The sequence below is a fragment of the Pseudobutyrivibrio sp. genome, assembly GCF_015057185.1.
Classification (GTDB): Bacteria; Bacillota; Clostridia; order Lachnospirales; family Lachnospiraceae; genus Pseudobutyrivibrio.
The window spans coordinates 15,290-31,039 of record NZ_SVEV01000002.1 but is presented as its reverse complement, the minus strand read 5'-3'; the positions used below and the strand labels follow the sequence as shown (position 1 = coordinate 31,039).

The window sequence follows — 15,750 nt, the reverse complement described above, 5'->3', positions numbered from 1 at the left end:
CCGTTATTAATTATTTGTCTTGTTTTTAAAGATAAGCTTTCTTTGAACAATAAAATTGAATACGTATAAAATGCATTCTACTGGAATCTTTATGATTACAGGGTAAACCTGTGGTAGCAGGTGAGAAAGCTGTGTAACGCCCCATCCTGAAAGGGTTCCAGAGATAATAACCAAAATAATATATTTTGCGAACTGTGCAATTGTGTTGCCCTGTCCTTTGAATACCACCTTTTTGTTGATGGTGAAATTGAAAATGCAGGAAATTGCACGAGCAACATAGGTAGCAATCAAAATGCTAAGGCCAAAGTGAAGGCCGATGGCAAATACCAAATAATCGATGCCTGCCGATGCAAGTGAGGAAATAGAGTATTTCAAAATCACTGCGTAAATTTTCACAGAATCCACCAGCGGATTGAAGTGAGATGAGTCGTTGTCATTCTCGTAAATGGTCTGGATGCCAACCTCTGTCATCTCGTAGCCATTGCGCTTGATATCGATGAGCATGTTGGTCTCATACTCGTATCTGTCGCCGGCTGTCTCGCAGGCGATGGCTAAAAAGCTGTATGGCAAGCCGCGAAGTCCAGTCTGAGTGTCGGAAACATTGATACCTGCAAACCATTTGTATACGTAACGAGAAATGGTATTGCCAAGAAGGCTGCGGGCTGGAACATTGCCAGTGTTAAACATGCGGCAGCCCATGACGATTTTCTCAGGGTTTGCATCCATGGCATCAGCAACCTTGCAAATGTCAGGGATTTTGTGCTGGCCGTCGGCGTCAACTGTGATGACACCAGCTTTGCTGATATCCTCATGCTCTGAGCAATACTTGAAGGCAGTTTTCAAAGCGCGGCCCTTGCCCTGGTTAACCTCATGAACTAGGACTGTGGCGCCAAGCTCTCCAACCTGATCAAAGATGTGCCTGAACTCATCCTGTCCACCGTCATCAACTACTACGATATTTTCAAATGTCTCCCTAAGCTGCTGTACAAAGCCAATTAAGTCCTCTTTTGGTTTGTAAGCTGGGATAATTATTACTTGATTGTATTTCATTATGGAATAATCTCCTGATTCTACTAAAAATAAGCAACAAAATAGCTGTGGTCGCAAAACCACAGCTAACATTATACACTATATTGGTTGCGAGGGCACGTAAAATCAGATTAAAACCGAGTTTTCCGTTTCCGAAAGTTCCTCTATGACTTTCTATAACTTTTTATTTTTTCTATAACTTTCTATAACTTTTTCTATCTAAAAAATTACAGTAATCTTTGTTCCTTCCCCTAGCCTGCTCTCTAAATGGATGCTTCCGTCGTGGAGCTCCACAATGTGTTTGACGATGGAAAGTCCAAGGCCGGTACCGCCGGTGGCTTTGGAGCGGCTTTTGTCAACTCGGTAGAAGCGCTCGAAAATCCTGTCGAAGTCTTCACTTGGGATGCCGATGCCGTCGTCCTCTACAATGAGTTGCTTGCGTCCACGAGCCTCAAATATTTTCACAGAAACATGTCCACCAGGGTTGTTGTAGCGGATGGAGTTTTCCACAAGATTGTCGATTAGCTCGGTTAATAAGTCACGCTGGCCTAGGAGTCGTGTAGATTCTCCTTCTAATTTAAGAGAAATGTTTCTGTTGTCAGCATTTATTTTTAGAATTTCTAATTCATCCTTTGCTAGTTCATAGAGATCCACAGTTTCAAATTGAGTTTCAAGCTCACCAGCATCCAGGTTTGAAAGCTCGATAATATCGTCTATTAGCTTCAATAATCGATTAGCATTTTTATCTATTTCCTGAGAAAAATGTTGTAGGCGGTCCGGCTCCAATTCGCTGGTTTGAATCAGTTGTGCATAACCAGAGATGGCGGTAAGCGGAGTTTTCAACTCGTGGCTGGCGTTAGCAGAAAAATCTCTGACTCGCTGGGCGGATTCTAAAACCTGATCGTGCTGCTTTCGAATTTTGCTGATGAATGGATAGAGCTCCGGGTAAGGGGCGTCCATTTCGCCATCAATATTCTCCGCCACCTGTAGGATTGGAGTCATGAGGCGATTGGTAAGGAGTTTTGCAACCACGGCACCTATTATGGAAACAATAATAATAATCGCACCACAATATGGCATGACCGCCATGATTACTATAAACAGGCCATCCACCTCCTTTGAGATTCGAAGGATGCGGCCATCATTTAGGACTATGGCGTAATAATAGTCTACGCGCCCTAATGTATCGGATTTACGAATTTTTTCTCCCCAGCCATTTTCAAGGGCAGCTATGATTTCTGGGCGGTCACCATGATTTTCCATAGATTTTGCAGAAACTGTGTTGTCGAAAAGAACTGTGCCATTCCATTCCATTAAAGTGATTCTCAGCTTTTCGTCCTTGAGCTTGGTGTTGTTTTCTAGCTGAGAGATATCTGCAGTTTGAAAAAATTCGGTGTCTTTAAAAATCTGGGCAGTGACCTGCATGTCCTCGTGGACCTGCTTTTCAAATAAAGTGTAATAGGCAATTGCGCCGCAGGTTGTGACTAACATTGCCACGAGAATTGTCATAAATACGAATCTGAAATATATTTTTTCTGTCATAACACCTCCTGAATTTATGGTGTGTAAAAAATTAGAATTATTTCACCCCGACGATAACATTGGGGCCGAGAGTATATTTGTTATGTAGAATTATCAAATTTGTCCTGTTTTTATCGCAACCCAACGATCATATGCGGGTCGAGAGTTAGTTTGCGATACAAAATCGTCAAATTTGTACTGTTTTTATCACAACTCAACGGGAATATGCGGGTTTAAGAGTCTATTTGCGATAAAAAATTGCTATATTTAAAGAATTCTTATCGCAAGTTGTTTGGCAGAGCGCATGTTTTCGTTAGCTTGTGATAAAGCTATGACTTCTTGTGTTAACAAAATTTGTAGCCCACATTTCTAACTGTAATAATTCTGTTGCCATAATCTCCTAGCTTTCCTCGCAGTGATTTGATATGCATATCAAGTGTGCGGGATTCTGGTTCATAATCCATACCCCAGATTTTATCCATTATCTGGGCGCGGCCGAGAACAATATCGCGATTCATCAATAGATATTTTAGAAGCTCATATTCCTTGAATGTTAGGTCCACCGCTTCACCATCGACCGTAACTATATGTTTTCTATCATCCAAAATTAATTCGTCTATACGAATCACCTGCTGACTATCTCCCCCGGTGCGGCGCAGCAGCGCCTTAACTCGAGATATAAGCTCCACTATTGAAAATGGCTTTTTGATGTAGTCGTCTGCGCCATTTTCTAGTCCTTTTGCCAAATCAAGCTCAGCGGTTTTGGCGGTGACCATTATCACCGGAATAGACGCCGTGATTTCGCTGGCACGAAGATTTTTCACTATGTCATTTCCACTCTCGTCGGGTAGCATGACGTCTAGCAATACTAGATCAGGCAGTTTTTCCTCAAGGCAATAAAAAAAGTCTGCAGCATTAGGAAAGCTTTCCACTGCAAAGCCAGCATTCCTAAGAGCAAACTCCTCTATTTCTCTGATATTTTCATCGTCCTCAACTATGTAAATAAGAGCCATAGAATCTCCTTTATTAATCATCTGTGACTTTATGCTGACAAAACAATGAAATTGTCAGCAATAATCTAAACCTTCATACCTGCCTGCAGATTTGCTGGGCTGCGACAATCGTCCCTGATAGTTTTCTCTGCCAGGCTAACCACCTGATTTGCAAATGGATAAAGAACTGCAGTACAGCCTACATTGAAAATGCTGTGGATTATAGCCACTGCCACTGGGGTGGCGGCAAGGTGCAAAAACCTAAAGTCGAAGAATAAATTAGCCGTATAGAAAACGCCCACAAATACTACAGTTCCAATTAAATTGAAATACAAATGTATCATGGATGCCCTTTTGCCATTTTTGCTGGCTCCTACTGATGATAGTAGAGCCGTGGCGCAGGTGCCAATATTTTGTCCAAGTACAATAGGAATCACCGATGCAAAGCTAACAGTTCCCGAAAGGCACAGTGCCTGCAAAATTCCAACGGAAGCAGATGAGCTCTGAATAATAGCAGTAAAAAGCATGCCGACGATTATTCCAAAAATCGGATTAGACACTGCTGTCAATACGCCTGCGAAAGCTTCACTTTCTGCAAGAGGCGCCATGGATTTACTCATATTTTCCATTCCATACATGAGAATACCAAAGCCCAAGCATATATTTCCTATGTATATTTTCTTTGCATTATCCTTGGCGGTCATGAAAAGTATGATTCCAATCATGGCAACAATTGGCGCAAATGATGTTGGTTTTAGCATTTTCACCCAAAAGGTGTCACTTTCGATTCCCGCCATGGAAAAAATCCATGAAGTCATTGTTGTACCAATGTTTGCACCCATTATAACACCAACTGCCTGTTTTAGTGTCATAATTCCCGAATTAACAAATCCAACAACCATCACCGTAGTGGCTGATGAGGATTGAATTATGGCTGTTACTGCTGCACCTAACAAAACTCCATGGGACAATTTGCCAGTGAGGCGTGCCAATATATTTTCAAGGCGGTGAGAGGCTAATTTTTCCAAGCCTTCTCCCATGAGGCGCATGCCATAAAGAAACAGAGCCAGCCCGCCTAGTAATGAAATTACTGAAAAAAGATCCATTATTTTCTCCTTTTAGTCTCATCTAGTTATTGCGTAAGTCATGGTCAGCGCATACATAATGAGCATAATAACTCCTTCTGATTTGTTAAGCTTACGCTCCGTAAATGCGAATAACCATGTGATGATTGTGACAATTAAAAGGATAAACAGGTCGTAGATTGATGCTATGTTTACTTGGATTGGTGAAATCATTGCCGATAACCCGAGGATAAATAGGAGATTGAACATATTGGAGCCTAGTACATTTCCAAGGGCAATGCCAAGCTGGCCTTTTCTAGTGGCAACTATTGAAGTTACCAGCTCTGGTAGTGATGTTCCGATGGCAACAATGGTCAGTCCAACTAGAGTTTGTGACATTCCTACAAGCATAGCAAGCTCTTTTGCGCAATGGACTACAAGTCTGCCACCAATGATAATCATCAATAACCCTAGGATGATTAAACCTGCACATTTTGGGTTTGAAATTGTCCTACATTCTCCGAAATTTTCCTCCTTTCCACTCTCTTTTGTGAAAACGTAGGCAAGATAGATGATGTAGGCTCCCGCCAGCATGAGTCCTCCAAATCGAGGAACCTCAGTTATATAGGCTGATGACACTACTCCAGTGGCGGGATATTTTCCCACTATGGAAAACCCAGCAAGACAAATGAATAAAAGTAGAGTCGCCAATGCTGTGCCAGCAAAATCTCTCTTTATTATGTTTTTTTCCACAATTAGTGGCGACATTATTGCACTTATCCCCAAGATAGCAAGTAAATTAAAAATATTAGAGCCAAGGATGTTGCTTAATGCAATTTCACTAGAGCCCTGGGCTGCCGCCGATAAACTGACGGCAAGTTCTGGTGCACTGGTGCCTGCGGACACTATGGTCAAACCGATAATCAGGGACGACACTTTGCAATTTTTTGCCAGGGCTGCACTGCCATCAACGAAGTGCTGCGCCCCAACCAAAAGCATAATAAAACCTACTACCAATAAAATAATTGTCATAATCATCATTGCCTCATGGTAGTAGGTGAATGTAAAGTCTGTGTAAAGTTAAAAATATTTTTCAAATTGATAATCAGTCGTTTGACTGGTCATTTGGTTTAAACATCAGGTTATCTACAATAGCCGAATTTTTCGAATATTTAAGTGTACTGTAACCAATGATGCTAAAGGCTACTGCTCCAACTAGATTTACTAGCAGATCCTTCATGGTGTCGATAATTCCAATATCTAGATAGCCACCATCAATCACGTAGGATTTACCGTCTGCGGTGTTAACTATGGTGTCAGTGATGTTACCAATGAAAAACGGCATACCTGAATTATTAGGGTCCAGGGTAACTGAGCCGATGTTTTGTACAATGAAATCCTTTTGCATATCTAAATAGAAGAATTGGTCCATGGTGAATTCGAAGAACTCCCACAGTACTCCCACTGTCATGGAAAAGCAAAATGCAACTAGCGTCAGGTAGAATGGGGACAGATTGATATGTTTGCTGCCGCGGTTGAGTAAATAAATCAGCGAGAATCCTATGGCAGCGCATAGGAAACCATTCATAGTGTGTAGCATGGTATCCCACCCAGGGATGAGCACGTAGTAATGATTCACCTCACCCAAGATTTCTGCGGCATAGATAAAACTAAATATGATTGCCTGGAAAACTGCCGGAATTTTGATTTTCATTTTCTGCTGCAGGAATGCAGGCATCAAAAATAGAAGCAGCGATAGTATGCAAATCATGGCACTCTCATAGTTGCGTGTCAGGATACACCTGATGAGTGTGAGTATGACTAAGGCACGGAGAATCAAATAGAAAATGAATGTGCGCCGGTTCTTTTTATAATCGTTCACAAGGGAATTCTTGTAATCTAGGAGTTTCATGTGGTGTGCTCCTCTCTCTAATTTCACAATATGTAGGACATGAACATAGATAAATCTATTTTCATGATAGTTACGATTCCTGTTTTTCTGAGGAAAAACAGGAATCTATGGTTTGATTCTATTTTACAATAACTCGATTTCAATACAATATTTTGCTGTAATTTTACATAGGCTTTGCATCTATAATGCATAATAAGCTCTAGTATTTATGGTCCGTACTAAACCAGATTAGTATCACCAAAAATCTTAGTACGCTTGAGCCTATATCAGGTGCACTTTCAGCTGGTTGCACTAAACTATAGTTAATTTGACGCTATTTCTTAGTACGATTGCATTCAAATGATTTATGTTTTTCAGTGGATACACTAAGATATAGTCATTTTTCCTTATAATTTAGTGCATTATAAACACCGGCATACTAAGATATCGTGATTATATTCTGTAGTTTAGTACGCTTGAATCAGAACGCACTAAACTCAGTAATAGTTTTTGTTTTTCTTAGTACATAAGTAGAAATCTGTACTAAGAATTAAACAAAAAAGGATACTGCTTAGTGTGACTCACAAAAATCAATATTGACAATTGCACAATCATGAGGAGGTTTATTATGGATGAAAAATTAACATGTCCACAGAAATTACTCAGAATGAGTCCTATGGTTGCATTGCCACTAGCCGTGGGATTCATAAGCGCATTTATCACAGGCAGCGCCATGGATTCCTACAGTGTCATGAAGCAACCGATGCTGGCACCGCCGGCTTGGCTGTTTCCGATAGCCTGGACGATTCTGTACATTCTAATGGGGCTGGGAAGCTATTATCTGATGTTTGCAGAGACTGATACTCCAAGCAAGAAAAAAGCAAAGTTAGTGGCAATGACCTTGTATTTCGTACAGCTTGCTTTCAACTTTGCCTGGTCAATTATATTTTTCAACGCCGGTCAGTACACAGTAGCATTTGTATGGCTAATGATTCTATGGGTGATGATCCTCGTAATGATATGGAAATCCATGAAGGTATGTTGGAAAGCAGCCATGCTGTTTGTGCCTTATTTGCTGTGGTGCACTTTTGCGGCATATTTAAATTTAATGATTGCGATATTAAATTAGGATACCAAAATCTCCATCTAGTTTTCGTAGAGTATATTTTCTCCTCTACGAAGGGGATATGTCAAAAGCCGGTCTGAATCTAGGTCGGCTTTATGCATGTCTATCGCCGTGATTTGGTGGTTTTCATAGGTATTATAATAGTAAATTCCTTTGTCCAAATTGCAGCATGAAGTGTAGATTGTGATTTCGTAGGCGTCGCCACCTAAGTGAACACAACCACGCTGCTGATCAACTGAACCAAGAATATGAAAGAACTGACTAACATTCTCTAGTTCTGATTCCCCTGATTTGGAATTCATTCTTGTAAATGCAGCTTTCACAAATCTAGAAGTGGATGATAAGTCTCCAGGCAAGCCAATGGCTCCCATGCCACGGCTATACTGCTGCAATGGAATTTGCGATGAAAATGTATTCTGTGGTGACTCGGTAGATAGCGACATATATTTGTTTAACTCAAAAAGCTGAATGTCAAAAGTAGGATTATTCGTCATCACGCCTGCAGGATTATCGTATGTACGAAGGCCTGTTTTGGTCTGTTCCACAACTATAGATTCGTTTTTATCAGAAATCATCCAGTGAAGTGGCGATGCAGGAAGTTGTGAGCTGAAGTTCTCGTCTATGATGTTAATTCTATTCAAAAGCTCACGGGACTCGGCAACCGTGGTGCACTGACCAAGTATCCAAGGAATAAGCTCAAATGAGGCAATGTTATCTGCATCATCTCTTTTCTCACAATAGTGAGCATTATCCGGAAAATTAAGTCCAGCCATCCCTAAACCTTTTTCATTTATTGCATCGTAAAACAATGGGTAATCGTCAACAACATACGCCATACCAATCAATGCATAATGGTGGTTTAAATCTGAGGTATGCCTAATAGGAAAATGGTAACCTCTTGGCATGATGGTGACAGTTTCATTGTAAGAATACTCTAAGTCTAAGTTCCTGCCGAAATAATGGTCTTTGTTATAATATGTTACTGCTGTACACATAACGCCCCCGTTCTGATACATTCTCTTTTTATTATTCTATCTAAATGAGAAGCATTGGTAAAATATTTTTTCACTTCAGCTGGATATTGAGGACAAAAAATGGAAACTGAAAGACACTTCAGTTCCCATTAATTCTTGTTCCTTAAATCTCTTCCTCAAAATCCCGCTCATAGAATAAATACTTGCGGCAAGCCAATAAAATAGCAATACATATTATTCTGACCAGAGTCTCTAAAGGAGCCTCGTGTCCAACAACTAGTCCTCTGGCTATGGCGAAAATCAGGACCTCCACTATTGTATTCATAGAATGCTTGATTAGCATCCTGATGAACTCAATTACGATAACTGCATTAAAAGCAGTGACTAATATGTCCTCGATATATGCATCAAATGCAAGCTCTGTTAGCGAGCCCACATGTAGTCCTAGCTGAATGCAGCTATATGCTACACCAACTAGCAATATAGCCGCCACCACTTTTTCTAAGAAGCTAGGCATTCTGAGAATAAATCCATGTATGCGTCCTAGTATATCCTTATTCATTCTTCCTCCTTCCATATGTTTGATTATACGGGGGAATGTAAAATGTGGGTGAAGTTTTTTTAATTTATCTGTGTATTTATAAAAATTTATTCAACTTTTTCGCCCAATTAAAATCTATAATATCTCCGTCTTTTGTCTGCTTGTATGCCTCTTCATCATGCATATAATCGACAACATCTTTCGTTTTCATTGTATCAAATTTATCGATTACCAAATTGATAATAGCCTTCTCTTCTTTTGTTAATCCTTTCAAATCAACTTTATCGTTATATATTATATGAAACCTCACGTTATCATAGTCCTCAGCCATCTCTTCCTTAAATATAACATTATCCAGTTGGAGAATAGCATCATGACCTATTGGAAGTGCCCCCATGTTTGCATGCTGATACACAAGCCCAGTTAACGCCCTACTATTGTTCTGGTAGAATAGTATATCAATATACCAAAGCATTTTCATGAGTTTCACTTTAAACAGGTATTTTACATGCTTGGCTAAGTAATTGATAATTAGTTCCAATTTGTCAATATTTAATATCTGATATCCATTTTCAATAGTTGGCTCCATATAGTTCAAATAAAAACTTTCCAATTTATTTCGAGCCAATGTTTCTCTTCCATGCGCTGATATTTCTTCATTTATTCGCTCTAAAAGAGTACCTTCTTTATTTTTATTGAAATTCTCTCTATTTCTCATATAGAAATAATAAAGAATCAGCGGATTGCTTCTGATTAACCTCAACACGTTATCATATGATGAATCCTGTATAGCTTTACTTTCATATCTAGAAATAGTTGCCTCACCCCAACCTAAAACTTGAGACAAATCTACCTGAGACAAACCATATTTCTCTCTAATGTCTACAATATCATCAGAAGTAAGCAATCCCTTTTGCTTACGATAAGCATTTCTTGCATTGAGAAGATTTTCATTTTCCATGGTTCCTGTTACAAACTCATTATCTCCATTAGTATCTGGGCACACAAGATATTTTTCATCATACTCGACTTTGATTCCTTTTATTAAAGTAATGGCTTTTCTTTCTCTAAGTTCTACTTCATGATTTTTTCCACATATTGGACAGTTCATCATAATATTTACCTCACCAAAATCATACTTTACTTATAAGGATATTGCATATTCCATTTTGCATAATGAAATGATACGCATATCACCTGACCGATATTATTGATATCCCTACACTTAATTTTGATATATATCTCTTTTCCGCCAATAATTTTACTAAATACTAATAATATAGGTGGATTAGGATCATCCTCATCTAACTTTGCTTCTGAATAATGATTAACTTCTAAAGATTTCAGCTCATTAACCACATCAAAGATATCAAAATCTAAATCAATCAAGGTAAAGGGCGTAGAATATTCAATTTCCTCTTTTGTAGATTTAATTAATCTAAAATTAGTATCTATATTAAAATTTTCATCTTCTAGTATCCTGTTCATTTCCGCCAGAAATCTCGATACTTCAGCCTTTGACAATTTTATGTCCATAATCAATAAGCTCCCTTACCATCAATTGATAGTGTAATTATTATACTATCAATTGATGGTAAGTCAATATGTTTTGAGTGAATTTCTAATGAACAAAAACTAATTACCACATGCCTTAGCAGCTAGCTTTATATCTGTAAAAATTGAGACACTACTAAAAGAGCAGCCATTATGGCTGCTCTTCCATTACTCACTACCAGGCAGCGGCCTGCGTTTTGCCGATAGTTCATGTACATCGATTCGCATAACAGTTACTATTGCAACCATGCGCTCATCAAATTCAAAATCATCACTACCTGTCTGAGTCTTCATAAGTGCCTTTAAGGATGATATTTTCTCCTGTGGGTCGTCCACAATTGTAATATCACCAAATCCCATTATGCACTCGTAGGTCATACCGTACTGGCAAGCCATTCGTCCTGTAAATGGCGCCACATTGGCTTCTATTGTGAAACAGCATTTAGAATTCTTGCGAATGATGTCTAGTTTACGTCCCTCATGAGATCCATGGAGATATAGGATGTAATGACCATCATTTGAATCCTTTGTGACTCCATAGTTTAATGGCACAACATAAGGTGCACCATCATCCACAAGTCCTAAATGTAAATAATCAGCAGTGTTAATGATTCTATCAATTTCTAAAGGGTCTGTAATCTCTCGTTCTCTGCGTCGCATAAAAGCTCCTTAACCAACAATCTCGTCATATCTAGCGCTAACTTTGTCCCAATCAAGGACTTCCCAGAATGCCTTTATGTAGTCCGGACGAAGATTTTTGTACTTTAAATAGTATGCATGCTCCCAAACATCAAGAGCGATGAGTGGAATGTTGCCAGTGCCCTCTGAAATAGGATTGTCCTGATTTAATGAATTAGATACAGAGAGATTGCCTGATTTGTCTGTAGAAAGCCATGCCCAACCAGAGCCAAATTGTGCCGCTGCAAGTTTGTTAATCTCTTCCTTGCATGCATCTAGGCTGCCGAATTTGGCATTAATAGCATCTGCTAGCTTGCCAGTTGGAGCCTTAGCAGGATTAGGCGAAAACATTGCAAAATAAAGATTATGGTTATAGTAGCCACCGCCCTGATTCTTAAGTCCCTGGCGAAGTGATACATCAACGCTGTCAAGATTTGCCAAGATTTCCTCAGCGCTCTTTCCGGTCAATCCGGCTTTTTCAACTAGATCGTTGAAATTTTTAGTGTATGTAGCATGATGCTTGCCATGGTGAGTCTCTATTGTAAGTTGATCAATCCATGGTTCCAAAGCATTTGTTGCGTAATCCAATTTAACTTGTTCAAACATTGTAAAGTCCCTCCTTTTGTACATTAATATTGCAAAAGCTGTGACAAGCACAGCTTTATTATACTACACATATTGTAAAGAATATGTAAAATCTTATTATATTATGGTTGCTCTAAACTAACTTACATTATATGTTAACTGTTCGTACATTTCTCTACATACTCTCTGAACCTAGGCAATCTTACTTTTATCATCCCCCTGTCCGAGCCATCCAAAATTCCTTTTTCTATGAGTCTTTTCCGAGGGCCACTCCATTCACTATGACTAGTTTTTGTAAGTTCTAACAATTCAGAAACATCCATAGAATCCTTTTCGACTATAAAACGAAGATACCATTTTTCCTTCTCTCTAAGTTCACTCCAAATCTTGTCATATACTTTAACTGATAATGCCTCATCTACCTGTGCCAACACAGTTTTCGTAATTTGCTTATCACTCGATTCCCACATATATTTTCCAAAAGCCTGATAAGCAAATGCATATCCCTTTGTCAGTGCTGCCATTTCAATTGCCACATCTTCTGACACGCCCAAAGTTCTTTCATAGTCATCCTCGATAATGGTGAGATTAAGTGGCTTCATCTCATATTTACTTGCTCTTAAGAAAAAGGTAAGTCCATCTGCATTTTCCAGACTTTCAATATCATCATACAATCCGGCAGCAATAAGATATATTGGAAATTCATTTCTTATCAGAATCTGAAACTCCTGAATAAAATCAACCAATGCATCAGTCTTACGCGCCTCATCTATAACTACAAGTACCTTCTTTTCTTTTTTCTGTACCTCAGTTAATATCTTTTTCAAGATAACATCCATGCTAATTACAGGACTCTTTTTTTCAATATTCAGACCAATACCGAAGGCAGACAAATTCAAATTGAACAAAATCGCTGCGCGATGGCCTGCCAGGGCTGTGGCGCAGTTTTATCTTTAGTGACAATTAAAAAGCAGTGGAAGTACTTTTCGTAATTCGGTATTGTTAAGTTACCACACAAAACAACTGAATACGGAAAGCCCCACTGCCTATGAAAACAATAGCATTTACAGGCGTCTTCCGCAATCGGAATTATGATGCCAACGCACCTCCTGATAGGTAGTTGTATCTACAGACACTACTATCAAGGAGGTTTTTATGTACGAAGATATTTTTACCCAGATCCGCAACGAAGCGGAAAAGCGGAACTTAAAAGAAAATACTATCAACGCTTACTGCAATTCAGTAGACTACTTCCTGCGCACTGTAAATAAAGATGTCTCTGCCCTAACGACGGATGATGTTGATGCATTCCTGACAGAAAAGCGGCTAGGTGGACTGGCACCGCAAACCTATAACCACTATTACTCATCTATCCGTTTTTTCTATAAGCGAATTCTTAAGATGAATTGGGACGATGAAGACATTCCCAGGATGAAGCTTGACCGCTCATTGCCTACTGTTCTTTCAAGGGATGAAATACAGAGCATTATTGATCATACGCCCAACCTTAAACACAAAGCGATTATTGCCACCATGTATTCTTCCGGCCTGAGAGTGTCGGAAGTCGTACATCTTCATTATGACGATATTTCCCGCACTAATAAGACGATCCATGTCCGCGAAAGCAAGAGCCGGCGGGATCGATATACAATCCTTTCTGAACGCAACCTTGATCTTCTAACTGAATACTGGTTTAAGTGTGGCAAGCCCAGAGGCATTCTCTTCCCAAGCTCATGGACCGGCACGTATCTTGACAAGAACAGTATCAATCAGTATTTCAAGAAAAGTGCCGTAAAAGCCGGTATTACAAAACATGTAACCAGTCATTGCTGCCGCCACAGCTTTGCCAGCCATCTGTTTGAGGATGGTGTTGACATTAAATACATTCAGGCATTGCTTGGACATGTGGATCCAAAATCGACAGAAGTCTATATCCATGTCAGCAACAAGAGCCTTCTTGGAATCCGCAGTCCTTATGACCTGCATAAAGGCGGTGAAGCATGAGCACCGCCTGTACAATTCAGGATGTGTTCAATCGCTTTTATCCTGAGTACACGAAAACTCATGAACTCTCCGCGGCTCAGCGAAAAGCAGCTTATCACATCAGGAACTGCAAAACAGGTGCTTTTGGCGTCAACGTTAGCGTGTGTGAAGAGTGCGGCTGTATTTCCGTCCACTATAATTCCTGCCGCGACCGGTGCTGTCCGATGTGCCAGGAGTTTCCAAAGGAAAAGTGGGTAGACGCCCGTCGTGAAGATGTACTGGAAGCGCCATACTTCCATGTAGTCTTCACTGTCCCGGAGGAATTGAATCCAGTCATCTACAGCAATCAGAAGCTTCTGTATGATGCTCTATATCACGCATCTTCCGATACACTGCGGGAACTGGCTTCCGACAGCAAATATCTCGGTGCAGACATCGGATATATCTGCATTCTCCATACCTGGGGGAGTGAAATGAACTTTCACCCCCATATCCATGCCGTTGTGCTTGGCGGTGGTCTTGACCCCAAAAACCATTGGAAAGACAACGGAGAAGATTTCTTTCTTCCCATCCGGGTCGTTTCACGCCTTTTCCGCGGAAAGTATCTTGCGGAGCTGAAGAACCTTTGGGAAGACGGAAAGCTTGAATTTCATGGCAAGGCGGAATGCTTCAAAAACCACTATGCGTTCAAGGAACTGCTGGACTCCTGCTATAAAAAAGAGTGGATCCCTTACTGTAAGAAACCGTTTGATGGCGCAGAGTCCGTTATCAAATATCTTGGGAAGTATACCCACCGGATCGCTATCAGCAACTACCGTATTAAAAGTATGACGGACAGCTCGGTTACCTTTACTGCTAAAGATTACAAAAACCAGGGACAATGGAAAGAGGTCACTATCACCGGCGAAGAATTCATCCGCCGGTTCCTGATGCATGTCCCGCCCAAGATGTTTGTCCGGATACGTCACTATGGGCTTCTGTCTTCACGCAACAAGAATCGTAAGATTACTCTGTGCAGGAACCTTCTTGGCTGCAAAAAGTATCTGTCCCGGCTGAAGGATCTAGATGCCCCGGCGATCATCCGGCTTCTCTATAACAAGGATGTCTGTAAATGTTCATCCTGTGGCGGAAGGATCATTCCAATAGGTGCTGATCCTTCTTTGTTCCGGCCAGAGCCGCATCTGCTCTGCTGATACTTTGAAACAGAATACGGATTTATGTGAAGCCTTTTAAAGGCTTATTTCTGATGCAGTCATTGCAGTTTTCTTGCATAAAACAGTACAGTTATCAGAGGATCCATGCTACACTTGGAGCAGAAGCGGTCTGATTGAAAGCCCATATATACCGGCAACCCGGACGCGCTTTGTTCAACCAGGAAAAATCGAAATTGATGCAAACGAAAGGGCAGTTATCGAAAAGCGCATGCTGCTTTTTCGTTTGCACCATCTTCGATTCTTTCCTTAACGATTTGCATCAATAAATGATGTTAGAAAAGGCACTTCTCCATAGAGATTTGCCACTAACTCTTTAGAAATATCAGAATTGGACTTTAAATCTACAATAATCCACTGATTATCATCCTTCAGTTCTCTCTCAATAGCCGTCAAAGTAACAGTTTTTCCTGTTCCTCTAACACCTGTTAACTTAAAAGCTTGCTCTTCTACAGGATCACTATTAAGTGTGTCTATAAGATCCTCTATCAATAAACTTCTACTTATATACTGATGCGGAATTCTTCCAAAACTAATACTGTAAGGATTTCTTTTTTGCATATATAATCACCTCATGTTTTATATAATTCTATATAAAATT

17 protein-coding genes are annotated in these 15,750 nt (G+C 40.0%); 3 read left to right on the top strand and 14 right to left on the bottom strand.

The window, feature by feature from the left end; all coding sequences use genetic code 11:
• Positions 1 to 6 precede the first annotated feature (6 nt).
• From E7276_RS01685 to E7276_RS01660, 6 genes are all read right to left on the bottom strand, one after another.
• Entirely contained in the window at positions 7 to 1,050 is a 1,044-nt protein-coding gene (locus E7276_RS01685; protein WP_294212938.1) for a bifunctional glycosyltransferase family 2/GtrA family protein, read from the bottom strand.
• Positions 1,051 to 1,248: 198 nt separating this feature from the next.
• Positions 1,249 to 2,571, bottom strand: coding sequence for a sensor histidine kinase (locus E7276_RS01680; RefSeq protein WP_294212935.1), 1,323 nt, complete (start codon positions 2,569 to 2,571; stop codon positions 1,249 to 1,251).
• A 323-nt stretch (positions 2,572 to 2,894) separates the two neighbouring features.
• Positions 2,895 to 3,563 carry a response regulator transcription factor gene (locus E7276_RS01675; protein ID WP_294212933.1) on the bottom strand — a complete coding sequence of 223 codons (669 nt, stop codon included), beginning with the start codon at positions 3,561 to 3,563 and terminating at the stop codon, positions 2,895 to 2,897.
• 65 nt (positions 3,564 to 3,628) lie between these two features.
• Complete coding sequence (locus E7276_RS01670) at positions 3,629 to 4,648, bottom strand: Na/Pi cotransporter family protein (protein WP_330598900.1); 1,020 nt, start codon at positions 4,646 to 4,648, stop codon at positions 3,629 to 3,631.
• An 18-nt stretch (positions 4,649 to 4,666) separates the two neighbouring features.
• Positions 4,667 to 5,638, bottom strand: a complete 972-nt coding sequence (locus tag E7276_RS01665; protein ID WP_294212930.1) for a calcium/sodium antiporter — start codon at positions 5,636 to 5,638, stop codon at positions 4,667 to 4,669.
• Positions 5,639 to 5,711: 73 nt separating this feature from the next.
• Entirely contained in the window at positions 5,712 to 6,206 is a 495-nt protein-coding gene (locus E7276_RS01660) for a hypothetical protein (RefSeq protein WP_294212927.1), read from the bottom strand.
• A 919-nt stretch (positions 6,207 to 7,125) separates the two neighbouring features.
• Between E7276_RS01660 and E7276_RS01655 the strand changes: the two genes are divergently transcribed.
• Positions 7,126 to 7,626, top strand: a complete 501-nt coding sequence (locus tag E7276_RS01655; protein ID WP_294212924.1) for a TspO/MBR family protein — start codon at positions 7,126 to 7,128, stop codon at positions 7,624 to 7,626.
• A 17-nt stretch (positions 7,627 to 7,643) separates the two neighbouring features.
• On the opposite strand, the gene bsh is transcribed toward E7276_RS01655, so the two are convergent.
• The 7 genes from bsh to E7276_RS01620 all read right to left on the bottom strand — a co-directional run bounded on the left by bsh (position 7,644) and on the right by E7276_RS01620 (position 12,782).
• Positions 7,644 to 8,618: a choloylglycine hydrolase gene (gene bsh / locus E7276_RS01650; protein ID WP_294212921.1), complete on the bottom strand. Its 975-nt coding sequence runs from the start codon at positions 8,616 to 8,618 to the stop codon at positions 7,644 to 7,646.
• A gap of 142 nt (positions 8,619 to 8,760) precedes the next feature.
• Complete coding sequence (locus E7276_RS01645; RefSeq protein ID WP_294212919.1) at positions 8,761 to 9,159, bottom strand: hypothetical protein; 399 nt, start codon at positions 9,157 to 9,159, stop codon at positions 8,761 to 8,763.
• Between the two features lie 76 nt (positions 9,160 to 9,235).
• Positions 9,236 to 10,252, bottom strand: a complete 1,017-nt coding sequence (locus E7276_RS01640) for a type II TA system antitoxin MqsA family protein (protein WP_294212917.1) — start codon at positions 10,250 to 10,252, stop codon at positions 9,236 to 9,238.
• A 26-nt stretch (positions 10,253 to 10,278) separates the two neighbouring features.
• Positions 10,279 to 10,674, bottom strand: a complete 396-nt coding sequence (locus E7276_RS01635) for a hypothetical protein (RefSeq protein WP_294212916.1) — start codon at positions 10,672 to 10,674, stop codon at positions 10,279 to 10,281.
• A gap of 186 nt (positions 10,675 to 10,860) precedes the next feature.
• Positions 10,861 to 11,352, bottom strand: coding sequence for a pyridoxamine 5'-phosphate oxidase family protein (locus E7276_RS01630; RefSeq protein ID WP_294212915.1), 492 nt, complete (start codon positions 11,350 to 11,352; stop codon positions 10,861 to 10,863).
• A gap of 9 nt (positions 11,353 to 11,361) precedes the next feature.
• Positions 11,362 to 11,976 (bottom strand): superoxide dismutase, encoded by a 615-nt coding sequence (locus E7276_RS01625; protein WP_294212912.1) that lies wholly within the window; start codon positions 11,974 to 11,976, stop codon positions 11,362 to 11,364.
• A gap of 134 nt (positions 11,977 to 12,110) precedes the next feature.
• A complete protein-coding gene (locus E7276_RS01620; protein WP_294212910.1) occupies positions 12,111 to 12,782 on the bottom strand; it encodes a hypothetical protein in 672 nt (223 codons plus the stop codon).
• A 328-nt stretch (positions 12,783 to 13,110) separates the two neighbouring features.
• On the opposite strand from E7276_RS01620, the gene E7276_RS01615 reads away from it, so the two are divergent.
• Both E7276_RS01615 and E7276_RS01610 read left to right on the top strand, forming a co-directional pair.
• The gene (locus tag E7276_RS01615) at positions 13,111 to 13,959 is read left to right on the top strand and encodes a tyrosine-type recombinase/integrase (RefSeq protein ID WP_294212908.1); all 849 of its coding nucleotides are present in this window, start codon (positions 13,111 to 13,113) and stop codon (positions 13,957 to 13,959) included.
• Positions 13,956 to 15,131 (top strand): IS91 family transposase, encoded by a 1,176-nt coding sequence (locus E7276_RS01610; RefSeq protein WP_294212906.1) that lies wholly within the window; start codon positions 13,956 to 13,958, stop codon positions 15,129 to 15,131. Before E7276_RS01615 ends, E7276_RS01610 begins: the two co-directional genes overlap by 4 nt.
• A gap of 267 nt (positions 15,132 to 15,398) precedes the next feature.
• Here the strand turns inward: E7276_RS01610 and E7276_RS01605 are convergent, their stop codons facing one another.
• On the bottom strand, positions 15,399 to 15,710 hold the full coding sequence (locus E7276_RS01605) for a P-loop NTPase fold protein (protein ID WP_294212905.1): 312 nt from the start codon (positions 15,708 to 15,710) through the stop codon (positions 15,399 to 15,401).
• Between the last annotated feature and the right edge of the window lie 40 nt (positions 15,711 to 15,750).